Genomic DNA, 23,273 nt, shown 5'->3' with positions numbered 1-23,273 from the left:
TCATCCGTGGAAGATATGATGGAAGTCATGCAGGAAGCCACGCAGCCCGACCCCATCGCGGCGATCGTCGACCAGTGGAAACGCGAGAGGCCCGACCTCGACGCGACACCGATGCTCGTCATCGGCCGCCTCTTCCGCCTCACCGACGCCCTGGACCAGGAGCTGCGCCCGCCGTTCGGCGCCGCGGGTCTGGGCAGCGGCGACTTCGACGTGCTCGCGGCGCTCCGGCGTTCGGGGGCGCCCTACACCCTGTCCGCGGGGCAGCTCAGCCGCACCGTGCTGGTCACCACCGGTGCGATCACCAAGCGGGTCGACCGGCTCGAAGCCCGGGGCCTGGTCAGCAGGACCGTGGCCGAGACCGACTCGCGCGGACGCGTCATCGGCCTCACCGCCGCGGGCGTCGAGCTGACCGACCAGCTCATCGCCGTGCACCTGGACAACCAGCGCCGGCTGCTCGCCGGGCTCGGTGAGGACGAGCAGACCCAGCTCGCCGGCCTGCTCGAACGGCTCGCCCGCACGATCGCCCCGGGCGACGGCTGAGCCCCCCCGGGGGGCTCAGGGGTGGGCTCACAGGAAGTGGGGCTGGTCACCCCCTCGGCCCGCGGCAAGGGCGGCTTCCGGCTGTACACGGAGTCCGACGTCGACCGGCTGATGGTGATCCGCCGGATGAAGCCGCTGGACTTCTCGCTGGAGGAGATGCGGGACCTGCTGGAGATCACCGACCGGCTGGGCAGTGCCGCCCTGCCGCCCGCCGGAGCGGAGGCGGCGCGGCTGCGGGAGCGGCTGGACGCCTACCGGCAGATGGCCGACGACCGCTGCGAGGCCCTGCGGACCCGGCTGGAGATGGCCGAGGAATTCGCCGCCACGCTGCGCCGCCGGATGGACGCGAGTACCTGAGACCAGGGCCTGTCTTTCGGAGGTTCTAGACCCGCACCAGGTGCAGTCGGCCCGGATCCGTCTCCATCCGCAGCGGCGCGCGCACCTCGCGCACCGGGACGCCGTCCACGTCCAGCCGGTGCGCGCCCCAGGCCCGTTCGAAGCGCAGCCGGCGCACCCGCCGTACCCCGAACGAGTCGCCGCGCACCTCCAGCAGCCCCGACCCGCCCGCCACGACGCTGAGGCGCCGGCCGCCCGGCATGGTGATCTTCTCGTTGTCGAGGATCAGGCGGATGGGGCCCGGGTCGGCGTGCAGGGAGACCAAGTCGACTCGCTGTAAGGCGAGTTCATAGCCGCGGCCCGCGAGGTGGATGCCGATGACGTCCTTGTGGAGGGCGCCCGCCACCCCCTCGGGCCACTCGATCAGCAGCGGCAGCCGCCATAACGCCGCCGCCCGCATCGCCTGCTCCGGCCGCACCCCCGGCGTGTGCACCAGCAGGCCCACCGTCCGGGGCGGCAGGCCGTGGTGGCTGCCGCCCCGCTCGCCGGGCTCGGACACCGGGCTCAACTCCGTGCTGAGCACGCCCAGTTCGGCCAGGCGGGCGCGCAGGGCGCCCGCGCGGTCACGGTCGCCCTGGTGGCGGCCGCGCACCACGCCGAGGGTGGCACGCGTCACCGGGAGGCCGCCGGCCAGTCGTACGGCGGCGGCCAGCAGACGTTCGGCACCCGGTGTGCGGCGGGCGGTCGGCGGCGAGGTCGAGGGCGGCATGCGGCTCCTTGCGCGCTCGGGACGGAACACACGCGGCCCCCTGCACGGCTGACCGGTCGTTCAATCTCTAACGTAGTGCGAGAGCGCGGCCGGTGTGAAGCCGCCTCGAGAGCGGGTGAACCCGGGCCGTCCCCCAGGTGTCGCACGCCTTGCGGGGTGCCCCGGCACGCCTCACGCCGCGATGACCGCCACCCCCGTGCGGCCCCCGTCGACGTCGACCACCGCCCCGTGTACGAACGCCGCCTCGTCGCTCGCCAGCCACACCGCCGCGCCCGCGATCGCCTCCGGCGTCCCGACGGTGCCCGCCGGGGTGCCCTTCATCATGACCTCGCCCGGATGCGGCTCGGCGCCCGGCGCGGCCGGCGGCTGGATCACGCCCGGCGACACCGCGTTCACCCGCACGCCCCGCGGGCCGAACTCCGACGCCCACGCCCGCGTCAGCGTCTCCATCGCGCCCTTGGTCGAGCTGTACAGCGCGCCGAGGGGGACACCGAGGCGGGCGATCCAGGAACCGAGGTTGATGACCGCCCCGCCGCCGGACTCCGCCATCCACGGGGCGACGGCGGCGGTGAGGAAGAAGGGCGCCTTGACGTTCACCCCGTACACCTGGTCGAACGTCTTCTCGTCGGTGCCGGCGGTGTCGAGGCCCGGGTAGACGCCGGCGTTGTTCACGAGGACGTCGATCCGGCCGCCCAGGGCCGCGCGGGCGCGCTCGGCCAGGTCGCGGGACGCCTGAGCGCTGCCGTCGAGGTCGGCCGCCAGGAAGTCGGCCCGGCCGCCGGCGGCGCGGATACCCTCGACCACCTCCGTGCCCCGGCCCCGGTCGCGTCCGGAGACGATCACATGGGCACCCTCGGCCGCGAACGCCTCCGCGATCGCCCGTCCGATGTTGCTGGTGGAGCCCGTGATCAGCGCGGTCTTGTCGCGCAGCCGCCCGTTCATGGTGACGCTCATGACGCGATCTCCCTTTGTCTCTCGCCGTGTGCCGCCCACTGTGCGCCGTCAAAAATGGACCAGCAAGTCCAGAATCGCGGCGCTACGGTGGACCCGCCGGTCCGCCGAGCGGACGGTCCAGGCAAAAGGAGTCGCGATGCCGGACACCCTGACCGCGAAGGGCCGCGCCACCCGCGCCCGGATCGTCGAGGGCGCCGCCGAGGTGCTGCGCGAGCAGGGGCTCGCCGCCACCCTGGACGACATCCGCGCCCACACCGGCACCAGCAAGAGCCAGCTCTTCCACTACTTCCCCGACGGCAAGGACCAACTGCTCCTGGCCGTCGCACAGTTCGAGGCCGACCGGGTCCTCGCGGACCAGCAGCCGCACCTGGGCCGCCTCGACTCCTGGGACTCCTGGCACCGTTGGCGCGACGTGGTCGTGGAGCGGTACGAACGCCAGGGCGACACCTGCCCGTTGGGCGCGCTCTTCCTCCAGGTCGGCCGCCAGCGGCCCGGCGCCCGCGCGATCGTCACCGAGCTGATGCGGCAGTGGCAGCACCAGCTCGCCGAGGGCATGCGCGCCCTCCAGGCGGGCGGCCTGGTCTCCGCCGCTCTCGACGTGGACCGGACGGCCGCCGCCCTGCTCGCGGGCATCCAGGGCGGCGTGTCCATCATGATGTCCACCGGCGACTCGGCCCACCTCCGAGCGGCCCTGGACACCGGGATCGAGCACCTGCGGACGGCCGCCCGCTGACGCCGTACCGGACCGGCGTCCGCCGCCACCCGCGGCAGGGCGGCGCTCAGACCGCCGTCCCCACCACCGGGTCCCCCGTCCGCTCCTGCCGCGGCAGGACCCGGCGGGCCCGGCTCGGCACCAGGAGCGGGTGGGCGACGCCCCAGGTGGCGGCCTTGCAGATCGCCTCCTTGTAGCGGGCGGCGAGGCGGCCGGTCAGAGCCCGGTCGACGGCGCGGTCGTCGGCGGTGACGAACTGGATCAGTCCGTCACCGCGGCCCAGGGAGATGCACTGCTGGTAGTACCGCACCGGCGTGACGGGCACCTTCCCCCCGCTGAGCCGCGCCGCGATCGCGTCGGCCGCCTGCCAGGCGACGGGCACCCCGGAGGCGCACGACATCCGCAGCGGCTTGTCACCGGGGCCCAGGGCGAGGGCCGCGTCGCCGACGGCGTACACCTCCGGATGCGAGACGGAGCGCATCGACCGGTCGACCACGATCTGGCCGCTCTCGCTGGTCGTGAGGGTGGTGGCCCGCGCGATCGGGTGGACGGCGAAACCAGCGGTCCACACGGTGGCCGCGGACGGCAGGCGGGTGCCGTCGGTGGTGGTGACGTGGTCGGCCGCCACCGCGCCGACCTCGGTGTGCTCGTGCACGGTGATGCCGAGCCGGTCGCAGGCCGCGCGCAGATGACGGCGGCCCTTGGGCGAGAGCCGGTCGCCGAGGCCGCCGCGCACGGCCAGCGCGACATCGAGGTCCGGGCGGCTCTCGGCGAGTTCGGTCGCGGCCTCCAGGCCGGTGAGCCCACCGCCGACCACGACCACGGGCGCACCGGCCTCCAGCCCGGCCAGGCGGGCGCGCAGCCGCAGCGCGCCGGGACGGCCCGCGATGTCGTGGGCGTGCTCGGCGACCCCCGGCACGCCCTGGTCGTACGGGCCGCTGCCGAGGGCGTAGACGAGGGTGTCGTACGGCAATTCCTCCGGCGCGCCCCCTTCTCCGGTGACGGTCACGGCCTTGCGGTCGGCGTCCACGGCGGTGACCCGCGCGAGCTTCAGGGTGACGCCGGTGCCCGTGAACATCGCGTCCAGGGGCCGGGGCCGGAGTTCCTGCCCGGCCGCGAGCTGGTGCATCCGGACGCGCTCGACGAAGTCGGGTTCGGCGTTGACGAGGGTGATGGCGACGTCCTCGCGGCGCAGCCGGCGGGCGAGACGGCCGGCTGCGATGGCTCCGGTGTATCCGGCCCCGAGGACGATGACGCGGTGCTGCATGGCCTGCTCCTGTCGCTCGTGCGATGAGTCCCAAGCGGTTCGCCCCCTGAACCGGGCGGCCCGCCGTTTCCTGACAGGAGCAGGCTGTGATGCGCATCACATGGCATCAGGCGTGCGTCAGAAGACCTTCAGCAGGGGTTCGCCGTGCTCGCCGGCCGCCCACCGCCGGCTCGCGCGCACCAGCTTGTCCGGGTTGACCTGGCTGCGGAAGGCGGCGATGCCCTGCTCGGTGATCTCCAGACAGGTGATGCCGATGACCCGCCCGTCGAGCACCACCACGAGGGCGGGGGCGCCGTTGACCACGCAGACGTGGATGTCGGGCGAGCCGCCGACCAGGTCGCGCTTGGCCTTGCCGGGCTTGAACAGGCCCCGCATGAAGGTGGCGACCGCGCGGGCGCCCTCGAAGGCCCTGGCGCGGGCCGGCACCTTGCCGCCGCCGTCGCCGACCGCGATGGCGTTCTCGGTGAGCAGCCGCACCAGCGGTTCGGTCCGGCCGCTGGTGGCGGCGGCGAGGAACTCGTCCACGACCCGCCGCGCGGCCGCCTCGTCGATCTCGGCGCGCGCCCTGCCACGGGCGACGTGCTTCCTGGCACGGTGGAAGATCTGCTGGCAGGCGGCCTCGGTGAGGTCGAGGATCCGGGCGATCTCCCGGTGCGGATAGTCGAACGCCTCGCGCAGCACGTACACCGCGCGCTCGTTCGGCGTGAGGCGCTCCATCAGGGTGAGGACGGCGTACGACACCGACTCGCGCTGTTCGGCGGTGTCGGCGGGGCCCAGCATCGGGTCCCCGGCGAGCAGCGGCTCGGGCAGCCAGGCGCCGACGTAGGTCTCGCGGCGGGCCCGGGCGGAGGTGAGCTGGTTGAGGCACAGGTTGGTGAGCACCTTGGTCAGCCAGGCCTCGGGGACCTCGATACGCCCGGTGTCGGCGCCCTGCCAGCGCAGGTACGTCTCCTGTACGGCGTCCTCCGCCTCGCTCGCCGAGCCGAGCAGGCGATAGGCGATGGCCTCCAGACGGTGCCTGGACGCCTCGAACCGGTCCGCGTCCTCCATGGTCAGGGCCATGACCGCGATCCTAGCCCGCGCACCGGCCAACTGGCCCGGATAAAAAGGCCGGTGGCCCACCGATGTACGGCGGGCCACCGGTCTCCCGGTTGCCCGGTCAGCGGGCGGTGTGGCCGTCCGGGGCGGGCAGGTGGGTGCGGTCGGGGCCCGTGCCGGGCACCGGGTGGCCGGCGGGCGCGGCGTCCCCGGCGGCCAGGGCCGGGGATACGGTGCCGCGGGCCGCCGTCGCCGGGATGTCGCCGTTCGCCGCCCAGATCGTGGACGTCCAGGCGCTGCTCGCGGCGATCGCGTCGCCGATGCCGGTGCGGTTGGCCGGCGGGTAGGAGGCGTTGCCGCCGAAGGTCTCCACGACCGAGACGCTCGCGCCCTCCTGGCTCAGGTAGTACGACGCCTGGGAGGAGAGCGTGGCCTCGCTGGACCAGAGCATCGGGCCGTACGTCGCGGTGGCCGCACCGCCCACGACGGCGTTCTGCCAGGTCCAGGTGTCCTCGACGACCGCCGCGTTGGGCGCCGCCCACCAGAAGCGGGCCAGGTTGGCGGCCACGTCCTCGTGGGTCTTGCCCGGGATGGCCCAGAAGCTCCAGGACTTGGCGAAGGCCGTGTGCTGCACCGCCTGGGAGGCGTTGTAGCCGACGGTCACCAGGTTCGTGGCGTCCGGGTCGAGGGCGTCGAGGTAGCTCTTGACCGAGGACGGGACCGTCTTGCCGTTGGTCAGCAGGACCACTCCGGTGCCGTGGTAGCCCAGGGCGCCGGCGGCCGTGGCGGCGGCGATCGGGTCGTGGTACTCGTTGCCGTCCGCCACGAAGATCCAGCTCGGGGTCGCGCTGATCTGCTTGGCGACCCGGGCGGAGAGCCCGGACAGATCGCTCGCGTCCATGCGCAGCGCCTTGTAGCCGAGCGCCGTGACCTGGTCGGCCACCTTGGAACTCAGCAGCCGCGTCGAGCCGTTGAGGTAGACGGTGCTGCCCTTGGGCAGCGTGCGCTTCAGTTCGGCGGCGGCCGCTGAGTCCAGTCCGCTGCCCGAGGTCATCAGCAGCGGGCCCTGCTTCTCGGCGGCGAGAGCGACGCCGGGTGCCGAGTAGGTGGCGTTGGACTTGTTGGTCAGCACCGCGGAGTGCGCGGTGACCAGGCCGGGCACGTGCGTGGCGCCGGTTTGGTCGTAGGTCCAGCGGGAGGCGGCCGTGTCGATGCCGGTGGAGCCGGTGCCGTAGACCCGGGCGAGGTAGTTCTGGCGCAGCGGCTGCCAGGCGGGCCTGGCGCCCTGGCCCGGACCGGTGATCTGCTTCGTCGAACCGTTGGTGAGGTCGAGCAGCCGTACCGTCTGGACGTCGTCCGAGTCGCCGGCGTGCGTGCTGTGCGCCTCGTAGGCGAGCCGGTGACCGGCCGGGTCCCAGGCGGGGAACAGGTGGTCGGAGGCGTCCGTGGTGATCTGCTTGGCGTTGCCGCCGTCGGCGTCCGCGACGAACAGCTGGGACCAGCCGTCCACTTGGCGGGTGAAGGCCAGCAGGGTGCCGTCCGCCGAGAAGGCGGGCGCGGAGCCCTCGCCGACGATCCTCGTCACGGTGTCGGCGTCCGGGTCGTACGCCCAGATGCCCTGGTTGTCGCCGCCCGCGGTGCGCCGTTCGAAGGCGAGGGTGCCCGCCGGGCTCGCCGTCGGGTGGACGTCGTACGCCGACGACGGTTCCTGGGCGTTGCTCAGCAGCGGCTCGGGGGCCCAGGAGCCGTCCGAGGGGCCGTAGACGAGCTGGCCGCCGGTGCTGTAGACGACGAGGCTGCCGTCCTGCCAGTAGACCGGGTCCTCACTGGCCGCGCTGGAGCGCACGCCGGTGGCCGGGGGCAGGGTGACGACGGAGGTGGTGCCGGTGACCCGGCCGGTGGTCACCTTGCTCCCGGCGGACACCAGCTTGCTGCCGTCCGGCGCCCAGTTCGCCACGTAGCCGGAGTTGGGAATGTTCGGGACGGAACGCAGGCCGGTGCCGTCCGAGTTGACGGTCTCCACGCCGGTGGTGCCGCCGTACAGGCTGAGCAGACCGGTCGAGGTGTCCGGCGCGGGCGGCGCGGCCTGCGCGCCCGGTGCCACGGCACCGAGCAGTCCGGCCGCCAGCGAGGCGGCCGAGGTGAGCGTCGCGAGGTGACGACGCGTACGAGAGTTCAACGAGCCCCCCAGAAGTGAGTGTTCGTCTCCGGCGGGCGTCCCGACCTGACGTGCGGACGTCGTGGGACGGATGGGTTCCGGCGCGCGCGTAGGGTCGCGCGACATGTCCGGCGATCGGTGATCACCCGTCGGCAGCAGGACGCTATGTGAAGGACGCGCGGGAAGCCGGGGGAGCCGACCGAACAATGGGTGAACAGCGCGCGGTGCGGCGGACCGGCCACCTGGCCACCCGGTCGCACCGGCTATCCGGCGCGTCCGGTGCGCAGCGGGGAAAGGAAGGCGGGGAGGAAGCCCAGCGTCATGCCGGTCGCGGCGATCAGCAGGGTGGCCGCCGCCCCGAACGCCGTGCCCGAGGCGCCGCCCAGCAGCGCACCGAGCGGCAGTCCGCCCCAGGAGACGAACCGGGCCGTCGCGTTCATCCGGCCCAGCAGCCCGTCCGGGGTCAGCGACTGCTGGAAGCCGGCCTGGGCGACGACGCGCACGACCCCGCCGAAGCTCAGCGCCGCCAGGCCGGCCGCCGCCACGCCGAGGCCCACCCCGGAGCGCGCCATCGGCAGCAGCGCGGTCAGCGGGCACGTGACCAGCGGGGCCAGCCAGATGACCGGCCCCTGCCCGATCCGCCGCGCGAGTCCGGGCGCCGACAGAGCGCCCAGCAGGGCACCGCAGCCCATCCCGGAGAGGACCAGGCCGACGCCGGTCGCGCCGAGGCCCGACTCCCGCTCCAGGAACAGCACGAGCATGGTCTGGTACATGGCCAGGAAGAAGTTGAAGAGCGCGTCACCGAGGATCGTCGCGCGCAGCACCGGGTGGGCGAGCACGAAGCGCAGCCCCGCCACCACCTCACGGCCCAGCCGGGGACGGACGCCCGGCCCCGGCGGCCTCTCCTCGCGGCCGCGGATGCCGAGCGCCAGCAGCGCCGAGAGGGCCATCCCGGCCGCGCTCGCCACGAGCGTCGTGGCCGGTCCGAAGCCGCCCACCAGCGGGCCCGTCAGCGTCGGTCCGCTGATGCTGGTCACCGAACGGACTGCGGACAGCGTGGAGTTGCCCGCCAGGAGCCGCGCGCGGCCGATCAGGTGGGGCAGGTAACTGGCGTAGGAGACGTCGAAGAAGACGGTGAGCAGGCCGTGGACGAGGGCGACGGCGTAGAGCCACTCGATGGTCAGCAGACCGGACCACCGGGCCGCCGGGACCGAGAAGAGGACGGCGGCCCGCGCGAGATCGGTGCCGATCAGCACCGGGCGTTTGCGCACGCGGTCCACCCAGGCGCCCGCCGGGAGACCGACGAGGAGCGAGCCGGCCGTGGTGGTCGCGGTCAGCAGGCCGACCTGGAACGCGTCGGCGCGCAGGACCGTGATGGCGACCAGGGGGAGCGCCAGGAAGACGACGCGGTCGCCGAGCTGGCCGAACGCGGTGGCGGCGAACAGGAGGCGGAAGTCCCGGTCGCGCAGGAGACCGGACCGGGTGGCAGGGCGCATGGGGTGGGTGGCAGGGCGCATGGGGTGGGCCGCTACCTCCGGTCGACGGCGAACTCGTAGAGCACTTCCCGGCGTACGTCCGGAATGACGATGTCGGCGGTCTCCACCGGGCGGCCGTCGCGGTCGTAGAGGGTCCGCTCGATCAGGAGGACCAGGTCCCCGAGGCCGATGCCGAGCAGGTTGGCCTGCTCCCGGGTGGCGCGGGCCGGGCGGGGCAGCTCGGACACGGTCTCGACGCTCACCCCGATGGACCGCAGCCGCTCGACCACGCCCTTCCCCGCGAGCGGTCCCTTCTCGGGCAGCACCACCGGGGTGCCGCCGGTGATCGCCAACGGCTCCCAGGAATGGGACAGTTGGACGGGCTGTCCGTCGGCGAGGAACTCGTAGTGCGTGCTGACGCAGGGGTCGCCGGGCGCGATGGCGAGCCGCTCGGCGATCGCCGCCGGAGCGGGGACGCGCACCCGGCTGTGCGCGTCCCACGCGCCCGCCCGTCCGCGCTCCGCCAGACTGGTGGCCGGGTGCCCGGGGCGCCCGGGCCGGCGCGCCCGGATCATCGGCAGCCGCTCGCGCGGCGCCCGTACGTACGTCCCCGAGCCCGCGCGCCCTTCGAGCAGCCCCTCGGCGATCAGCCGGTCCACGGCGCGCTGCATGACATTGCGCCCGACGCCGTACTCGACCGCGAGCCTCGCCCGGGACGGCAGGCGCCCGCCGGTCCGCCACTCTCCCGCGACGATCCGCGCGCGCAGCGCGTCGGCCACGGCGAGGTAGGGCGCCTCTCGGGGCATGGGCAGGTCTCCGGTCTCGCTGGGATCCACGCGACGCCGGAAAGCTACTGCACGGGCGGAAAGCTGCTGGAGTAGGAATACGCTCGGTGGCCGGGCTGAGTCCCTACGGGGTCCGCGCCGCCAGGAACTCGACCATCGCCAGCGCGAACAGCAGGCACAGGGCGATCCCGAGCACCACCCAGCCCGTGGGGTACGGCCACAGCAGGCAGACCAGCACCGCCACGGCCACCAGGATCCAGGTGAGCCAGGCGCGGCGCCGGCGCACGAACGGGCCGACGGGACCGGTGCGCAGGCCCGCCCGGTCGGCGGTGCCGCGGGCCGCGCCGATGCCGTCGGTCCACAGGCCGCGCACCAGGCCGGCCCGTCGCCCGGTGCCGGTGAGCCAGGCGCCCAGGGCGATGACGACGGCGAGCGTGATCACCATCCGTACCGCGGCTTCCAGGAAGCGGGTCAGGGTGTCGTAGACCGCGCCGGCCGCGTCGGGGGAGACGTCGGCGGGCAGCCGGTCGAGGTAGAAGACGCGGAAGACGCGCAGCCCGATGCCGAGCAGCGCGGTGGCGACGGCCGCGCCGAGGCAGCCCGCGACGAGGGCGCGGCGGCGGCGCAGCGACAGCAGGACGCCGGCGGCGATCAGGAGGACGGCGAGCACCGGCAGCCAGTTGCCGGCGATGCGGAGCAGGCGTACGTACGTCCGTACCTTGCCCACCTGTTGGGACTCCAGAAGCGTGAACTGGGCGTGGATGACGGGGAGATGGCCGGCGAAGGTCATCCCGGCCCCCACCATGCGCTTCTTCACGTCCTCGATGAGGGGGGCGAGGTCGAGGGTCACGGTGTCGTCGTTCAGCTTTACCGCGCCGCCGCCGGTGCCGGTCAGGGCCTTGTCCAGGGAGGCGTGGACCGTGCGGTTGGCGTCGGTCCAGACCGTGGCGAAGGCCGGGGACGCGGCGGCCTTGCGGGCCTGGTCGTGCACGAACCCCCGTACGGCGTTCTCCAGCCCCCCGCCCAGCCCGCCCAGCGCCTTCTCCAGCAGCGGCCGGTCCTTCGGCGCCACGTCGGAGAGGAGCGTGGGCAACTGGATCCGGTCCATCAGCGCGTCGGTGGCCCGGTTCGCGACGGCGTCCTGCACGGCGGGATCGGCGGCGAGCGGGGCGACGGTGGCGACGTAGCGGTCGGTGTCGCCCACCAGGTCCGCGGCCCAGGCGGCGACGACCGCGAACGGAGCGAGGAGACAGCCGAGGACGAGCAGGACGGCGGCGAGCGCGGAGACGGGCCGCCGCCGACGCGCCTGCCCGTTCCGGGAACCCCGCTCGGCTTCGAGCGCGGCGAGGCGGGTGCGGAGATCCTCCAACTCGGCTGACGTGGGACGTTCGGGACCGCCGGGACGGTCTGGGCCACCGGGACCGCCGGGACGGTCGGCGCCGTCTGGGCCCCCGGGGGCGTCGGGGGCCGGGCCGTTCGTCACCGGCACCTCCTCGCCGCGCGGACCGCTCCGGGTGCGGTTCCTCTCGCTGCCAGCGCACTCCCCCACGCGTGCGGGCGCGACCAGGGCGCGGCCGTTCGGGTCAGGCGAGGGCGGCACGCGGGGCCGTAACCTGATATCGTCTACACACTTGTAGACGTTTACCTCGCAGACGTCCTCGTTTCATCCGTACGTCCGATCTGTGCCCGCGCCCGTTCACCGGAGCCGACGGCACATGCAGCACGGCCCGGAGACCCACCTGATGACGACTTCCTCCACTCTCGCCCAGTCCCTCGACGGCGCGGCGATAGACGGCGGCCTGTACACCGACGTCACCGACTTCGCCCGGCACACGCACTGGCTGAACGAGCCGGCGTCGGTGTTCAGCTCCGTCGGCATCGGCCTGTTCGCGGTGTATCTGCTGGTGGCCTGGTGGCGGGCCAGGGGCCAGGGCAGCACCGCGATGGCCGCCGTACTGGCGACGCCGGTCGCCGTCATCCTCGCCTACGTGGTCAACAGCGGGATCAAGGACGTCTTCCACGAGTCCCGGCCGTGCCGCGCGCTCCCCCACGACTTCCTCCTGGAGGCGTGCCCCGCGCCGGACGACTACGCCTTCCCCAGCAACCACACCACCGTCGCCTTCGCCTTCGCGGTGGCCCTCCTTCTGATCAGCCGCCGCCTCGGCGCCCTCGCCCTGGTCACCGCGATCGCGATGGGCGCCTCCCGCGTGTACGTCGGCGCGCACTACCCGCACGACGTCGCCGTGGGCGCCCTGGTCGGCAGCGTGGTCTCCCTCGTCATCGTCCTCGTGCTGCGCCGCGTCGCGCCGCCGCTGGTCGAGCGCCTGCGCACGGGCGCCCTGCGCCCGCTGCTGTCGTCGCAGCCCTCCTGACCCCGTCCGGCGGACGGCGTGCGCGGCTGACGTTGCCCCGCATGGCCCCCACCGACACCGAGATCACCGCGGAGCTGGTCCGCGGTCTGCTGCGCGCCCAGCACCCGGACCTCGCCGAGCGGCCCCTGCGGCTCGGCGCCCGGGGCTGGGACAACCAGTTGTGGCGACTCGGCGACGACCTCGCGGTCCGGCTCCCCTGGGCGACCCGGACCGCCGACGCGCTCCTGCTCAAGGAGCACACCTGGCTCCCCGTCCTCGCCCCGCTCCTCCCGCTGCCCGTCCCCGTCCCCCAGCGCCTGGGCGCCCCCTCGCAAGGGTTTCCGCGGCCCTGGCTCGTCACCACCTGGGTCCCCGGCACCCCCGCCGACCTGGCCCCCGTGACCTGCGGCCCGGAGGCGGCCGACGCCCTCGCCGCCTTCCTGACGACCCTGCACCGGCCCGCCCCCGGCGACGCGCCCGCGGGCCGGGACCGAGGGGGCCCGCTGGCCGAGCTGGCCGGGCAGTTCGAAGGAGGGCTGGCCTCGGCGACCGAGCTGGGACTGCTGCCCGAGGCGGAGACGGTCCGGGTGATCCGCTCGATCTGGGCGGACGCCGTCGCCGCACCGCCCTGGCCGGGCCCGGCGGTATGGCTCCACGGCGACCTCCATCCGGCCAACGTGCTCACCGCGGACGGCACCTTCTGCGGCGTGATCGACTTCGGCGACCTCTGCGCGGGCGATCCGGCCTGCGACCTCGCCGCCGCCTGGACCCTCCTGCCCGACGGCGCCCTCGACCGCTTCCACGCCGCGTACTCCCCCGCCCCGGACCCCGCGACCCTGCGCCGCGCCCGCGGCTGGGCGGTCTTCCGCGCCGTCGGCTGCCTCCTCATCGGCGAAGCGGGCCGCCGCGGCCGCCCCGGCGGCAAGCCCAGCTGGGCCCCACCGGCCCGCGCGGCACTACGGCGGATCGTGGCCGCCGCCGACTGAGGCGGGAGATCCGCTTGCGAGGGGCGGGGCACTCGCTGAGGCGAAGGGGCCGGGCGCACTCGCCCAGGCGAAGGGGCCGGGCTCACTCGCCGAGGCGACGGCGGCAGGCGCACCCGCTGAGACGAAGGGGGCGGGCGCACTTCCCCAGGCGGCCGGGCGCACTCGCCGAGGCGCAGACAGCAGGGGCACTCACCGACGCGAAGGCGGCAGGGCGCTCGCTGGGGCGACAGCGGCAGGGGCACTCGGCGAGGGCAGGCTGCGGTGCACTCGCCGAGGCCACGGCGCCGGGCGCACTCGCCGACGCGAAGAGGGCCGACGCGCTCGCCGACACGAGGCGGCAGGGGCACTCGGCGAGGGCAGGCTGCGGGGCACTCACCGAGGCGACGGCGGCAGGCGCACTCACCGAGGCGAAGGGGGCGGGCGCACTCACCGAGGCGAAGGGGGCGGGCGCACTCGCCCAGGCGAAGGGGCCGGGCGCACTCGCCGAGGCGCAGACAGCAGGGGCACTCGCCGACGCGAAGGCGGCAGGGCGCTCACTGGAGCGACAGCGGCAGGGGCACTCGGCGAGGGCAGGCGGCGGGGCACTCACCGAAGCCACGGCGCCGGGCGCACTCGCCGACGCGAAGAGGGCCGACGCGCTCGCCGACACGAGGCGGCAGGGGCACTCGGCGAGGGCAGGCGGCGGGGCACTCACCGAAGCCACGGCGCCGGGCGCACTCGCCGACGCGAAGACGGCCGACGCGCTCGCCGACACGAGGGCGACGGCGGCAGGGGCACTCGGCGAGGGCAGGCGGCGGTGCCCTCGCCGAGGCGACGGCGGCAGGCGCACTCACCGAGGCGAAGACGACGAACCCGCCCACCGACACGGCGGCGGCAGGGGGCCACTCGGCGAGGGCAGGCGACGGACACTCGCCGACACGAAGACGCCGGGCGCACTTCCTGAGGCGAAGACGGCAGACGCGCTCACCGACACGACCGCGGCAGGGGCACCCGCCGACGAAGACGCCGGGCGCACCCGCCGCCACGAAGACGGCCGACACACCCCGCCGACACGACGGCCGCAGGACTACTCGCTGAGGCGGTACACCGTGGACTCGCGGGGCCGGAAGCCGGCGCGCTCGTAGAGCCGGTTCGCGGAGGTTCGGTCCGGGCGGGAGGTGAGGTCGACCGTGCGGGCGCCCGCCTTCCGGGCGAGCCGGACGGCCTCCTCGATCAGCAGCCCCGCGACGCCCCGGCCGCGCGCCGCGCCGTCGACCACCACGTCCTCGATCCGGGCCCGCAGTCCGGACGGCAGGGGCAGCAGCACCAGGACCAGGGTGCCGACGATCGTCTCGGGGGTACGGGCGACGAGCACCGTGTTGGCGTCACAGGCCACCAGCCGGTCGACCGCGTCGCGGTCCAGGGGCGCCGCGGTCCGGGAGAGCTGCGGAAGCAGCCTGCCGAAGGCCTCGACGAGCTCCTGGCCCGGCTCCCGGGCGACCTCTACACGGATATCCATGCCGGGAGGATACCGATCACCGGACAGCGCCTCCCGGCGTTTCTTAATACCCCATAGGGGTACTTTCGGCCGAGTGACGGAACCGCACCACCGTGAAAGGCACGCGAAAGGGAGTGCGCCGCATGCATGCGATCGGGCGCGCGCTGTTCATCACCGGCTCGATGACCTGGGAGATCACCTGGGCACTGATCCTCGGCTTCACCCTCTCGGCCGTCGTCCAGGCGGTGGTGCGCCGCGCCACGGTCGTACGGCTGCTCGGCGACGACCGCCCGCGCACGCTCGCCCTGTCCGCGGGCCTCGGCGCCGCCTCGTCCTCCTGCTCCTACGCCGCCGTCGCCCTCGCCCGCTCCCTGTTCCGCAAGGGCGCCGACTTCACCGCGGCGATGGCCTTCGAGATCGCCTCGACCAACCTGGTCATCGAACTCGGTGTGATCCTCGCCCTGTTGATGGGCTGGCAGTTCACCGCGGCGGAGTTCGTCGGCGGCCCGGTCATGATCGTCGTACTCGCGGCGCTGTTCCGCCTCTTCCTGCGTGAACGCCTGCTGCGCCGGGCCCGCGAGCAGGCCGAGCGCGGTCTCGCCGGGTCGATGGAGGGCCACGCGGCGATGGACATGTCGGTTGGCGGCGAGGGCGGCTTCCTGCGCCGGCTCCTGTCCCGCGACGGCCTGACCTCCGTGTCCCACATCTTCGTCATGGAGTGGGCCGCGATCCTGCGCGACCTGGTGGTCGGGCTGCTCGTCGCCGGGGCCATCGCCGCCTGGGTCCCCGACGACTTCTGGCACACCTTCTTCCTCGCCGGCCACCCCCTCGCCGCCAAGCTGACCGGCCCGCTGATCGGCCCCGTCGTCGCCATCGCCACCTTCGTCTGCTCCATCGGCAACGTGCCGCTGGCGGTGGTCCTGTGGAAGGGCGGCATCAGCTTCGGCGGCGTCATCGCCTTCATCTACGCCGACCTGCTGATCCTCCCGATCCTCAACATCTACCGGAAGTACTACGGCCGCCGCATGGCCGCCTTCCTGCTCGCCACCTTCTTCACCGCCATCGCGGTGGCCGGCTACCTCGTGGAGTTCCTCTTCGGCGGCCTCGGCCTCGTCCCCGACCAGGCCGTCGCCCGGCTCCCCGAGGAAGGCGTCCGCTGGAACTACACGACCTGGCTGAACATCGCCTTCCTCCTCCTGGCCGCCTCCCTCGTCCTCCGCTTCCTGCGCACCGGCGGCCCGGCGATGCTGCGGACGATGGGCGGCTCCCCCCAGTCCCCCGGGCAAGAGCACGAAGAGCACACTCACCACCACTCCTGACCCGACCCCCCTCGGGCTAATGTGCCGACGTGAACACCGAGTTGGCACTGCTGCCCCGCGTCGCCTATCGCGGGCGTGAGATCACCGCGCCCCGGCTGCGCGGGCTACTGGCGTTGCTGGCCGAGGAGTTGCACGCCGGGTGCAGCACGGGCCGGCTGGTGGCCGGGCTGTGGCCGGACGAGCAGCCGGAACGGCCGGGCAAGGCGGTGCAGGTGCTGGTGTCCCGGCTGCGCACCCAGCTCGGCGCCGAGGTCGTGGTGAGCACCCCGACCGGTTACCGGCTGGCGCTGGACGAGGACCAGGTGGACAGCTCCGCGCTGCTGCGGCACGAGGCCGCGAGCGCCGCCCGCGCACGGGCCGGGGACCACCCGGGCGCCCTCGCGCACAGCGAGGCCGGACTGGCGCTGTGGGACGGCGGCACGGGCGACGGGGCCGCGGACGACCCGGTGGCGGCGCTGCGGGCCGCCCGCGCGCGGACCCACCGCGCGCTGGTACGACACCGGGCGCTCGCCCTCGCCCACCTCGGCCGGCCCGCCGAGGCGCTCCCGCCGCTCGTCGAGCTGCACCGCGAACTCCCCCGCGACGAGGAGCTGTTGACGCAGCTACTGCGCTGCGAGGCCGCCACGGCGGGACGGGCGGCCGCGCTGCTGCGGTACGAGGAGTACCGGCGCGGCCTGCGGGCGGAGCTGGGCGCCGACCCGGGCGCCGAACTGCGCGCGCTCCACACCGAGTTGCTGCGCACGGACGCGGCCCCGGTCCAGCACGGCGTCCCGCACGAGCCCAACCCGCTGCTGGGCCGGGAGGCCGATGTCGCCGCCGTCACCGCCTTGTTGCGGGACGCCAGGGTGGTCACCCTCCTCGGCCCCGGCGGGCTCGGCAAGACCCGGCTGTCGCACGCGGTGAGCCGGGCGGCCGAGCACCCGGTGGTGCACTTCGTGCCGCTGGCCGGTGTCACCGCCGACGAGGACGTGGCCGCCGAGGTCGCCTCGGTGGTGGGCACCGGGGAGGCCCGGCAGTACGCCGGATCCGGTGCCGGCATGGGCGACGGCGATGCCGTACGCGCCGTCGCCGCCGCCCTCGGCCCCGGCCCGGCCCTGCTGGTGCTGGACAACTGCGAACACGTGCTCGCCGGCGCCGCCGCGCTCGCCCAGGCGCTGGTCTCGCGCGCCCGGGAACTGCGGGTGCTGGCCACCAGCCGGGCCCCGCTCGGGCTGACCTCGGAGTCCGTCTACGCCGTACCGGAACTGTCCCTGGCCACCTCCGTCGCGCTGTTCGAGCAGCGGGCGCGGGCGGCCCGCCCCGGGGTGGAGCTGCCCGCCGACCGGATGGCCGAGATCTGCCGGCATCTGGACGGGCTGCCGCTGGCCGTGGAGCTGGCCGCCGCCCGGGTGCGGGTGCTGTCCGTCGACGACATCTCGCGTCGGCTGCGGGACCGTTTCGCGCTGCTGCGCGGCGGCGCCCGGGACGCCCCCGAGCGGCACCGCACGCTGCGGGCCGTGGTCGAGTGGAGCTGGAACCTGCTGGAGCCGGACGGCCGGGCGGCGCTGCGCGCGCTGTCGGTGTTCCCCGGCGGCTTCACCGAGGAGGCGGCCGAGCACGTCCTCGGGGGCGACGACGACACGCTCGGCCTGCTGGAGCGGCTCGCCGCCCAGTCCCTGATCAAGGTGGGGGAGGGCCCCTTCGGGGTGCGCTTCCACATGCTGGAGACGCTGCGCGAGTTCGGCGCGGCCCGGCGCGCGGAGGCGGGCGAGGAGGAGACGGTGACCGGCCGTTTCCTCGACTGGGCACGGGAGTTCGGCCGGGCGCACCACGACATACTGTTCAGCGGCGACGCGCAACCCGCCTTCGCCCGCGTCCGCGCCGAGCAGGACAACCTCGTCCTGGCGCTGCGGCACGCCCTGGCCCGCGCCGACGGCCCGGCCATCGCCGCCCTCACCGCCGTACTGGGCTCCCTGTGGTCCGTGGGCACCAGCTACACCCGGCTCACCACCCTGATCGCCGAGACCGGCGGCCCGCTGTCCCACTTCCGCCCGGAGCGCCCCGAGGACGTGGAAGCGGCCCGGAGCGCTGCGGTGGTGTGCACGACCTGCCTGTTCATGGGCTACGGCCCGCGCGCCGTACGCCCGCTCGTCACGCTGCGCCGGCTGCCGCCCGCCCCGCCGGACACCGCGCTGCGCGCCCTGGCCGTCGTCCTGTGCGCCGTCCCCGACATGCACCCGCCGCGGTACGAGCGGCTGGTGGAGCTGTGCGACGCCGCCGAGCCCCTGCTCGCGGGCATCGCGTCGGGCGTCGCCGGCTATCTGTGGGAGGCCGGGCAGGACATGGAGCGCGCGCTGGACTGCGCCCGCCGGATGCTGGCCGCGCTGGAGCCGGGCGCCAACACGTCCCTGCTGCTGCTCAGCCACGGACGGATCAGCGAGCTGTGCCTGAAGCTGGAGCGCGGCGCGGAGGCGTACGACCATCTGCGGGCCGCGGAGGCGCTCGGCGAGTACGGCGACTGGTCGGATCTGATAGGCATCCGCCACGGCCTGGTGTCCGCCTGCCTCCAGCGCGGGGAGGTCGAGGAGGCGGAGTACTGGCTGAACCTCGCGGGCCGGGACCAGCAGCCGGAGTCCGCCCGGACCGCCACCCCCGAACTGCTGTCGGGCCGCGCTGAGGTGGCGCTGGCCCGGGGTCTTTCCGAGGTCGGACTCGGTCTGTGGCGCCAGGTGACGGCGCTGATGCGGGAGTCGGGCCTGGCGGAGGCAGGCGACCCCTTCTGGGACGCCTGGTCGCTCCAGTTGCAGTCGGCCACGCTCGCGGCGCACGCGCAGCACGGGCGGCTGGAGCCGGTGGCCGGGCTGGCCGGGCGCCTGCGGGAGAAGCTGCTCGGGATGCTGTCCGGCGCGCCCGCCGGCGCCGGAGACCTCGCCCAACTTCCGGTGCACGGCACGGCGTTGGTGGCACTCGCCTTCGCCGGACTCGCCCGCGGCGATGCGACGGCCGTACGGCTGATGGCGCTCGCGGAGCGGATGCCGGTGATGCGGGACTACCCCACCCTGTCCTCGGCCCGGTGCCGGCAGGCGGCCGAGGACGCCGACAGGGCGGCCTACGCCGAGGCGAGATCGGCGTACGCCACCCTGGGTCCCGAGGAGCTGCGGGCGGTCGCCCTGCGGGAACTCACCGCCGCGGCTCGCGGTTGAAGCGCGCCCTGCACCACACGTAGCCGAGCACGGTCAGCGCCAGGCACCAACCGACCGCCAGCAGGGCGTTCTTGGTGCCGATCTCGCTGCCGAGGAGCAGCCCGCGCAGGGTCTCGATGGCGGGCGAGAAGGGCTGGTACTCGGCGAACCAGCGGAACCCGGTGGGCATGGCGTCCACCGGCACGAACGCGCTGGACAGCAGCGGCAGCATGGTCAGCGGCATGCCGAGGTTGCTGGCCCCCTCGGGGTTGGGGCTCACCAGGCCGATGCCGACCGCGATCCAGGTCAGCGCGAGGCTGACCAGGGCCATCAGCCCGGCCGCCGCGAGCCACTCGACCGGCGTCGCGTCGGGGCGGAAGCCGATGGCCAGCCCGATGCCCAGGATCAGCACGAGGGCCAGCATCGTCTGGATCACGCTGCCGATCACATGGCCGACCAGCACGGACGCCCGGGAGATCGCCATGGTGCGGAACCGGGCCATGATGCCCTCGGTCATGTCGGTGGCCACGGACACCGCGGTGCCGAGCGAGATCATGCCCACGGTCATCAGCAGGATGCCGGGCACGATGTAGGCGACGTACTCGGAACGGTCCGCGTGTCCGCTGCCCATGCCCGCGCTCATCACGTTGCCGAAGACGTACACGAACAGCAGCAGGAGCATCACCGGGGTGAGCAGGACGTTCAGCGTGAGGGAGGGGTAGCGGCGGGCATGCAGGAGGCTGCGCCGCAGCATGGTGAGGTTGTCGCGCAGGGCGTGGGGCCGGGGGGACTGCGATACGGCGCTCATCGGGCGCTCTCCTTGTCGGCATCGGTGGAGCCGTTGGTCTGGGCGGTGCTCTGGGCGTTGGCCTGGGCGGGGACGTCGGTGGTGCCGGTGGCGCCGGTCAGCGCGAAGAACACGTCGTCCAGGTCGGGGGTGTGCACGGACAGCTCGTCGGCCTCGATGCCGGCGCTGTCGAGCCAGTCGAGGATGGCGCGCAGCTCGCGCTGGGTGCCGTCGCTGGGGATCTGGAGGGTGAGCGCCGCATCGTCCCGGCCGGCCTCGCGCAGTGCGGTGGCCGCCCGCTCGTAGCCGGCCGGATCGGAGAACCGCAGCCGTACGTGGCCGCCGGGCACGAGCCGCTTCAGCTCCTCGGCGCTGCCCTCGGCGACGATCCCGCCGCCGTTGAGCACCGCGATCCGGTCCGCGAGCTGGTCGGCCTCGTCCAGGTACTGGGTGGTGAGGAAGACGGTCGTACCGCCGGCGACCAGCTCGCGGATGATCCCCCACATGGTGTGCCGGGAGCGGGGGTCGAGCCCGGTCGTCGGCTCGTCGAGAAAGATGATCCGCGGCGCCCCGACCAAGGTCATGGCGATGTCGAGCCGCCGCTTCATCCCGCCCGAGTAGGTGGAGGCGGGCTTCTTCGCGGCCTCCACGAGGTCGAACCGCTCCAACAGCCCGGCGGTGACCCGCCGCCCCTCCGCCTTGGAGAGGTGGTGCAGGTCGGCCATGAGCAGCATGTTCTCCTCGCCGGTGATCAGCCCGTCCACGGCGGAGAACTGCCCGGTGACCCCGATCGCCCCCCGCACCTGCTGCGCCTGCCCGACCAGATCGAACCCGCCGACCCGCGCCTGCCCGGCATCGGCCGTGATGAGCGTGGTCAGAATGTTGACCACCGTGGTCTTCCCCGCCCCGTTGGGCCCGAGCAGCGAGAAGACCGACCCCGTCGGCACCTCGATGCCGATCCCGTCGAGCACCGTCTTGTCCCCGTACGCCTTGCGCAACCCACTGGCCGCGATGGCGAGTTCACCGTTCGTCATGCAGCAGAGCCTGCGCCCGGGGCCCTTCAGCACGGCTTCAAACGGGTTTCAGCCCGGAGGATGCCCTGAAACTCAGCTCGCACCACACGTACTTCCCCGGGTCCCCGAACCGGTCCGACGGCCGCCACCCCCAGTAGTCGGCACACGCCATCACCAGCCCCAGCCCCCGCCCGCCCTCGACCTCGCCTGCTTCAGCGAGTGGTCGCGCCAGGGGTGGCGACTCCGGGTCCGTGTCCCATGCCCCGATCCACACCACCCCCTCCGGGGTACGGCGCACCCGCAGCGCCGCCGGACCCTTCGTGTGGCGAACCGCGTTCGAGACCAACTCCGCCGCCAGCAGCTCCGCCGTGTCCGTCAGGCCGATCAGGCCGTGCAGGGTCAGGATGAGTCGCAGGGTGCGACGGGACACCGTGACGGCTCTGGGGTCGTTGGGAATGCAGAGGGTGTAGTCCCAGGTCTCGTTTTCGGGCATGGGTGATCAACTCCGGGTGGTATGTGGGGTTTTCTGGCAGCGCAGGGTGGCGTTGCCGCGCGTGCGGTGCACTTCCGCTGCGTGTGCAGTACGTCACCGACGGTAGATCTAAATCTAGGGACGCAGCAAGCGGATCGCGTAATCTGCCCCCGAACGAGTCGCAGCAACAGGCGCACGAGGAGACCAGGACGATGGTGAAGCGGCGCGAACCAACCGCGCGCCAGACGCGGTTGGCAACAGAGCTACGCAGACTCCGTGAGGCTGCGGGTCTCAACTCCCGCCAGGCGGCTGCGCTCCTTGGTGTGGCACCCGCCCAGATCACCCATATCGAGTCGGCACTCGCGGGCGTGAGCGAGCAGCGCGTTCGCCGTCTCGCGTCGCACTATGCCTGCACGGACAAGGAGTTCATCGACGCACTGGTGTCGATGGCCACCGACCGTACGCATGGTTGGTGGGAGGAGTACCGGGGCCAGCTGCCCACATCGTTCCTTGACCTGTCCGAGCTGGAACACCACGCCCGGTTCCTCCGCCACGTGGCGATCCTGTACGTGCCGGGTCTTTTGCAGACGGAGGCCTACTCCCGCGCCGTCTTCTCGTCCAGGCTTCCGGAGCTGACCGACGAAGAGCTTGAGTTGCGTATCCAGCACCGAAGAGCGCGCCAGCAGTTCACCATCCCGTACGAAGCGCTGATCCATGAGGCGGCGCTCCGGATCAGAGTCAGCGACCGCGTGACGTCGAGAGAGCAGCTCGCTCGGCTGCTTGAGCTGTCCGAAGTGGATCACATCACTGTGCGCATCATCCCCTTCGACTTGGACAACTTCGCCAGAGCCTCCAGCACGATGACGCACGTGGGCGGCCCCCTACCCAAGCTGGATACGGTGATCCGCGACGCCTTGCACGGCTCGGCTTTCATCGATTCCGAGGCTCAGCTCAACACCTACCGAACGAGTTTCCGTAAGGTGGAAGCCCTGTCCCTCGACCCTTCACGGTCGCGTGACCTCATCAACCGGCTGGCGAAGGAGCTGTGAGACCTCCCATGGAAAACTGGCGGAAGTCGTCCTACTCGGGCCCGGGTGACGGCAACGAGTGCGTGGAGATCGCGAACACCTCCACCCACGTATCCGTCCGCGACTCCAAGACCCCCACCCAAGCCACCCTCACCTTCCCCACCCCCGCCTTCACCCTCTTCCTCGGAGCCCTGAAGAGCGGGCGTTCCAACGGGCTGCTGCTGGATTCCTGACCGGTCGCGCTCCGCCCCTGTGCCCGTTGGTGCGTCTGCTCTCCGGGCGGAGCTGGATCTTGCTTAAGGCACGGTTGCACTGCTCGCCTGCTCTCCTGGACGGACTCGGCCGTGGCGCCCATCGGCCTGGCCTTCGCGGTTCTCCGGGTCGGCGGGGGCCCTGGTGCGTTGGGCGCGGTCCTCGCGGTGTCGGCGGGATCCTCGCGGACCGGCTGCCCAGGGATCGGGTCATGGTGTGGTCCAACGTCGTCTGCGGTCGCCGAAGCGGTGGCGGTGCGGTTGCTGGTCTCGGGCACCGTTCGCGCCTGGCACTTGGTGGCGATGTCGGCCGTCTGCGGCCGGGTTCACCACCGATCTGCGCGAGGGCCGGCATGACTTCCGCGCCCGCCGCTGGCTGTGGGTGATGTCTGCC

Annotated in this window: 21 protein-coding genes; 9 read left to right on the top strand and 12 right to left on the bottom strand. The window is 73.5% G+C overall.

Annotation, left to right across the window (positions count from 1 at the left end):
* Window positions 1–27 precede the first annotated feature (27 nt).
* Both AB0927_RS27735 and AB0927_RS27730 read left to right on the top strand, forming a co-directional pair.
* Window positions 28–540: a MarR family transcriptional regulator gene (locus AB0927_RS27735; RefSeq protein WP_366670455.1), complete on the top strand. Its 513-nt coding sequence runs from the start codon at window positions 28–30 to the stop codon at window positions 538–540.
* A 21-nt stretch (window positions 541–561) separates the two neighbouring features.
* Window positions 562–897 carry a MerR family transcriptional regulator gene (locus AB0927_RS27730; protein ID WP_366670454.1) on the top strand — a complete coding sequence of 112 codons (336 nt, stop codon included), beginning with the start codon at window positions 562–564 and terminating at the stop codon, window positions 895–897.
* Between the two features lie 25 nt (window positions 898–922).
* On the opposite strand, the gene AB0927_RS27725 is transcribed toward AB0927_RS27730, so the two are convergent.
* Window positions 923–1,645 carry a hypothetical protein gene (locus AB0927_RS27725; RefSeq protein ID WP_366670453.1) on the bottom strand — a complete coding sequence of 241 codons (723 nt, stop codon included), beginning with the start codon at window positions 1,643–1,645 and terminating at the stop codon, window positions 923–925.
* Between the two features lie 171 nt (window positions 1,646–1,816).
* Window positions 1,817–2,587: an SDR family oxidoreductase gene (locus tag AB0927_RS27720; protein WP_366670486.1), complete on the bottom strand. Its 771-nt coding sequence runs from the start codon at window positions 2,585–2,587 to the stop codon at window positions 1,817–1,819.
* Window positions 2,588–2,735: 148 nt separating this feature from the next.
* On the opposite strand from AB0927_RS27720, the gene AB0927_RS27715 reads away from it, so the two are divergent.
* Window positions 2,736–3,332, top strand: coding sequence for a TetR/AcrR family transcriptional regulator (locus AB0927_RS27715; protein ID WP_366670452.1), 597 nt, complete (start codon window positions 2,736–2,738; stop codon window positions 3,330–3,332).
* Window positions 3,333–3,378: 46 nt separating this feature from the next.
* Here AB0927_RS27715 and AB0927_RS27710 read toward each other — a convergent pair whose 3' ends face one another.
* The 6 genes from AB0927_RS27710 to AB0927_RS27685 form a co-directional block, all read right to left on the bottom strand.
* Window positions 3,379–4,578 carry an FAD-dependent oxidoreductase gene (locus tag AB0927_RS27710; protein WP_366670451.1) on the bottom strand — a complete coding sequence of 400 codons (1,200 nt, stop codon included), beginning with the start codon at window positions 4,576–4,578 and terminating at the stop codon, window positions 3,379–3,381.
* Between the two features lie 117 nt (window positions 4,579–4,695).
* A complete protein-coding gene (locus tag AB0927_RS27705) occupies window positions 4,696–5,640 on the bottom strand; it encodes an RNA polymerase sigma-70 factor (RefSeq protein WP_366670450.1) in 945 nt (314 codons plus the stop codon).
* Window positions 5,641–5,737: 97 nt separating this feature from the next.
* Window positions 5,738–7,795 (bottom strand): cell wall-binding repeat-containing protein, encoded by a 2,058-nt coding sequence (locus tag AB0927_RS27700; protein WP_366670449.1) that lies wholly within the window; start codon window positions 7,793–7,795, stop codon window positions 5,738–5,740.
* A 242-nt stretch (window positions 7,796–8,037) separates the two neighbouring features.
* Window positions 8,038–9,270 (bottom strand): MFS transporter, encoded by a 1,233-nt coding sequence (locus AB0927_RS27695; protein ID WP_366670448.1) that lies wholly within the window; start codon window positions 9,268–9,270, stop codon window positions 8,038–8,040.
* A 32-nt stretch (window positions 9,271–9,302) separates the two neighbouring features.
* Window positions 9,303–10,055, bottom strand: a complete 753-nt coding sequence (locus AB0927_RS27690; RefSeq protein WP_366670447.1) for a GntR family transcriptional regulator — start codon at window positions 10,053–10,055, stop codon at window positions 9,303–9,305.
* A gap of 103 nt (window positions 10,056–10,158) precedes the next feature.
* Complete coding sequence (locus AB0927_RS27685; RefSeq protein WP_366670446.1) at window positions 10,159–11,403, bottom strand: hypothetical protein; 1,245 nt, start codon at window positions 11,401–11,403, stop codon at window positions 10,159–10,161.
* 373 nt (window positions 11,404–11,776) lie between these two features.
* Here AB0927_RS27685 and AB0927_RS27680 point away from each other — a divergent pair, with 373 nt between their 5' ends.
* Together AB0927_RS27680 and AB0927_RS27675 are read left to right on the top strand one after the other, a co-directional pair.
* The gene (locus AB0927_RS27680) at window positions 11,777–12,406 is read left to right on the top strand and encodes a phosphatase PAP2 family protein (RefSeq protein ID WP_366670445.1); all 630 of its coding nucleotides are present in this window, start codon (window positions 11,777–11,779) and stop codon (window positions 12,404–12,406) included.
* Between the two features lie 41 nt (window positions 12,407–12,447).
* The gene (locus AB0927_RS27675) at window positions 12,448–13,371 is read left to right on the top strand and encodes an aminoglycoside phosphotransferase family protein (protein WP_366670444.1); all 924 of its coding nucleotides are present in this window, start codon (window positions 12,448–12,450) and stop codon (window positions 13,369–13,371) included.
* Between the two features lie 1,066 nt (window positions 13,372–14,437).
* Here the strand turns inward: AB0927_RS27675 and AB0927_RS27670 are convergent.
* Entirely contained in the window at window positions 14,438–14,869 is a 432-nt protein-coding gene (locus AB0927_RS27670) for a GNAT family N-acetyltransferase (RefSeq protein ID WP_366670443.1), read from the bottom strand.
* A gap of 122 nt (window positions 14,870–14,991) precedes the next feature.
* Between AB0927_RS27670 and AB0927_RS27665 the strand changes: the two genes are divergently transcribed.
* Together AB0927_RS27665 and AB0927_RS27660 are read left to right on the top strand one after the other, a co-directional pair.
* A complete protein-coding gene (locus AB0927_RS27665; RefSeq protein ID WP_366670442.1) occupies window positions 14,992–16,167 on the top strand; it encodes a permease in 1,176 nt (391 codons plus the stop codon).
* 29 nt (window positions 16,168–16,196) lie between these two features.
* Window positions 16,197–19,349: a BTAD domain-containing putative transcriptional regulator gene (locus AB0927_RS27660; RefSeq protein WP_366670441.1), complete on the top strand. Its 3,153-nt coding sequence runs from the start codon at window positions 16,197–16,199 to the stop codon at window positions 19,347–19,349.
* Here the strand turns inward: AB0927_RS27660 and AB0927_RS27655 are convergent.
* Genes AB0927_RS27655 through AB0927_RS27645 form a run of 3 tightly spaced genes read right to left on the bottom strand, consistent with a single transcriptional unit; the run spans window position 19,327 to window position 21,621 of the window.
* Window positions 19,327–20,136, bottom strand: coding sequence for an ABC transporter permease (locus tag AB0927_RS27655; protein ID WP_366670440.1), 810 nt, complete (start codon window positions 20,134–20,136; stop codon window positions 19,327–19,329). The genes AB0927_RS27660 and AB0927_RS27655 overlap by 23 nt on opposite strands.
* The gene (locus tag AB0927_RS27650; protein WP_366670439.1) at window positions 20,133–21,149 is read right to left on the bottom strand and encodes an ATP-binding cassette domain-containing protein; all 1,017 of its coding nucleotides are present in this window, start codon (window positions 21,147–21,149) and stop codon (window positions 20,133–20,135) included. The genes AB0927_RS27655 and AB0927_RS27650 overlap by 4 nt, the downstream gene beginning before the upstream one ends.
* Window positions 21,150–21,186: 37 nt before the next feature.
* Window positions 21,187–21,621, bottom strand: coding sequence for an ATP-binding protein (locus tag AB0927_RS27645; protein WP_366670438.1), 435 nt, complete (start codon window positions 21,619–21,621; stop codon window positions 21,187–21,189).
* Window positions 21,622–21,812: 191 nt separating this feature from the next.
* On the opposite strand from AB0927_RS27645, the gene AB0927_RS27640 reads away from it, so the two are divergent.
* Both AB0927_RS27640 and AB0927_RS27635 read left to right on the top strand, forming a co-directional pair.
* Window positions 21,813–22,649, top strand: a complete 837-nt coding sequence (locus tag AB0927_RS27640; RefSeq protein WP_366670437.1) for a helix-turn-helix transcriptional regulator — start codon at window positions 21,813–21,815, stop codon at window positions 22,647–22,649.
* Between the two features lie 8 nt (window positions 22,650–22,657).
* Window positions 22,658–22,861 carry a DUF397 domain-containing protein gene (locus tag AB0927_RS27635; protein WP_366670436.1) on the top strand — a complete coding sequence of 68 codons (204 nt, stop codon included), beginning with the start codon at window positions 22,658–22,660 and terminating at the stop codon, window positions 22,859–22,861.
* The last annotated feature ends 412 nt before the right edge of the window (window positions 22,862–23,273 follow it).

This window comes from Streptomyces sp. NPDC048106, from assembly GCF_040706415.1.
Classification (GTDB): Bacteria; Actinomycetota; Actinomycetes; order Streptomycetales; family Streptomycetaceae; genus Streptomyces.
Note: the sequence above shows the minus strand (reverse complement) of the source record. Positions and strands in the feature narration are given on the sequence as shown.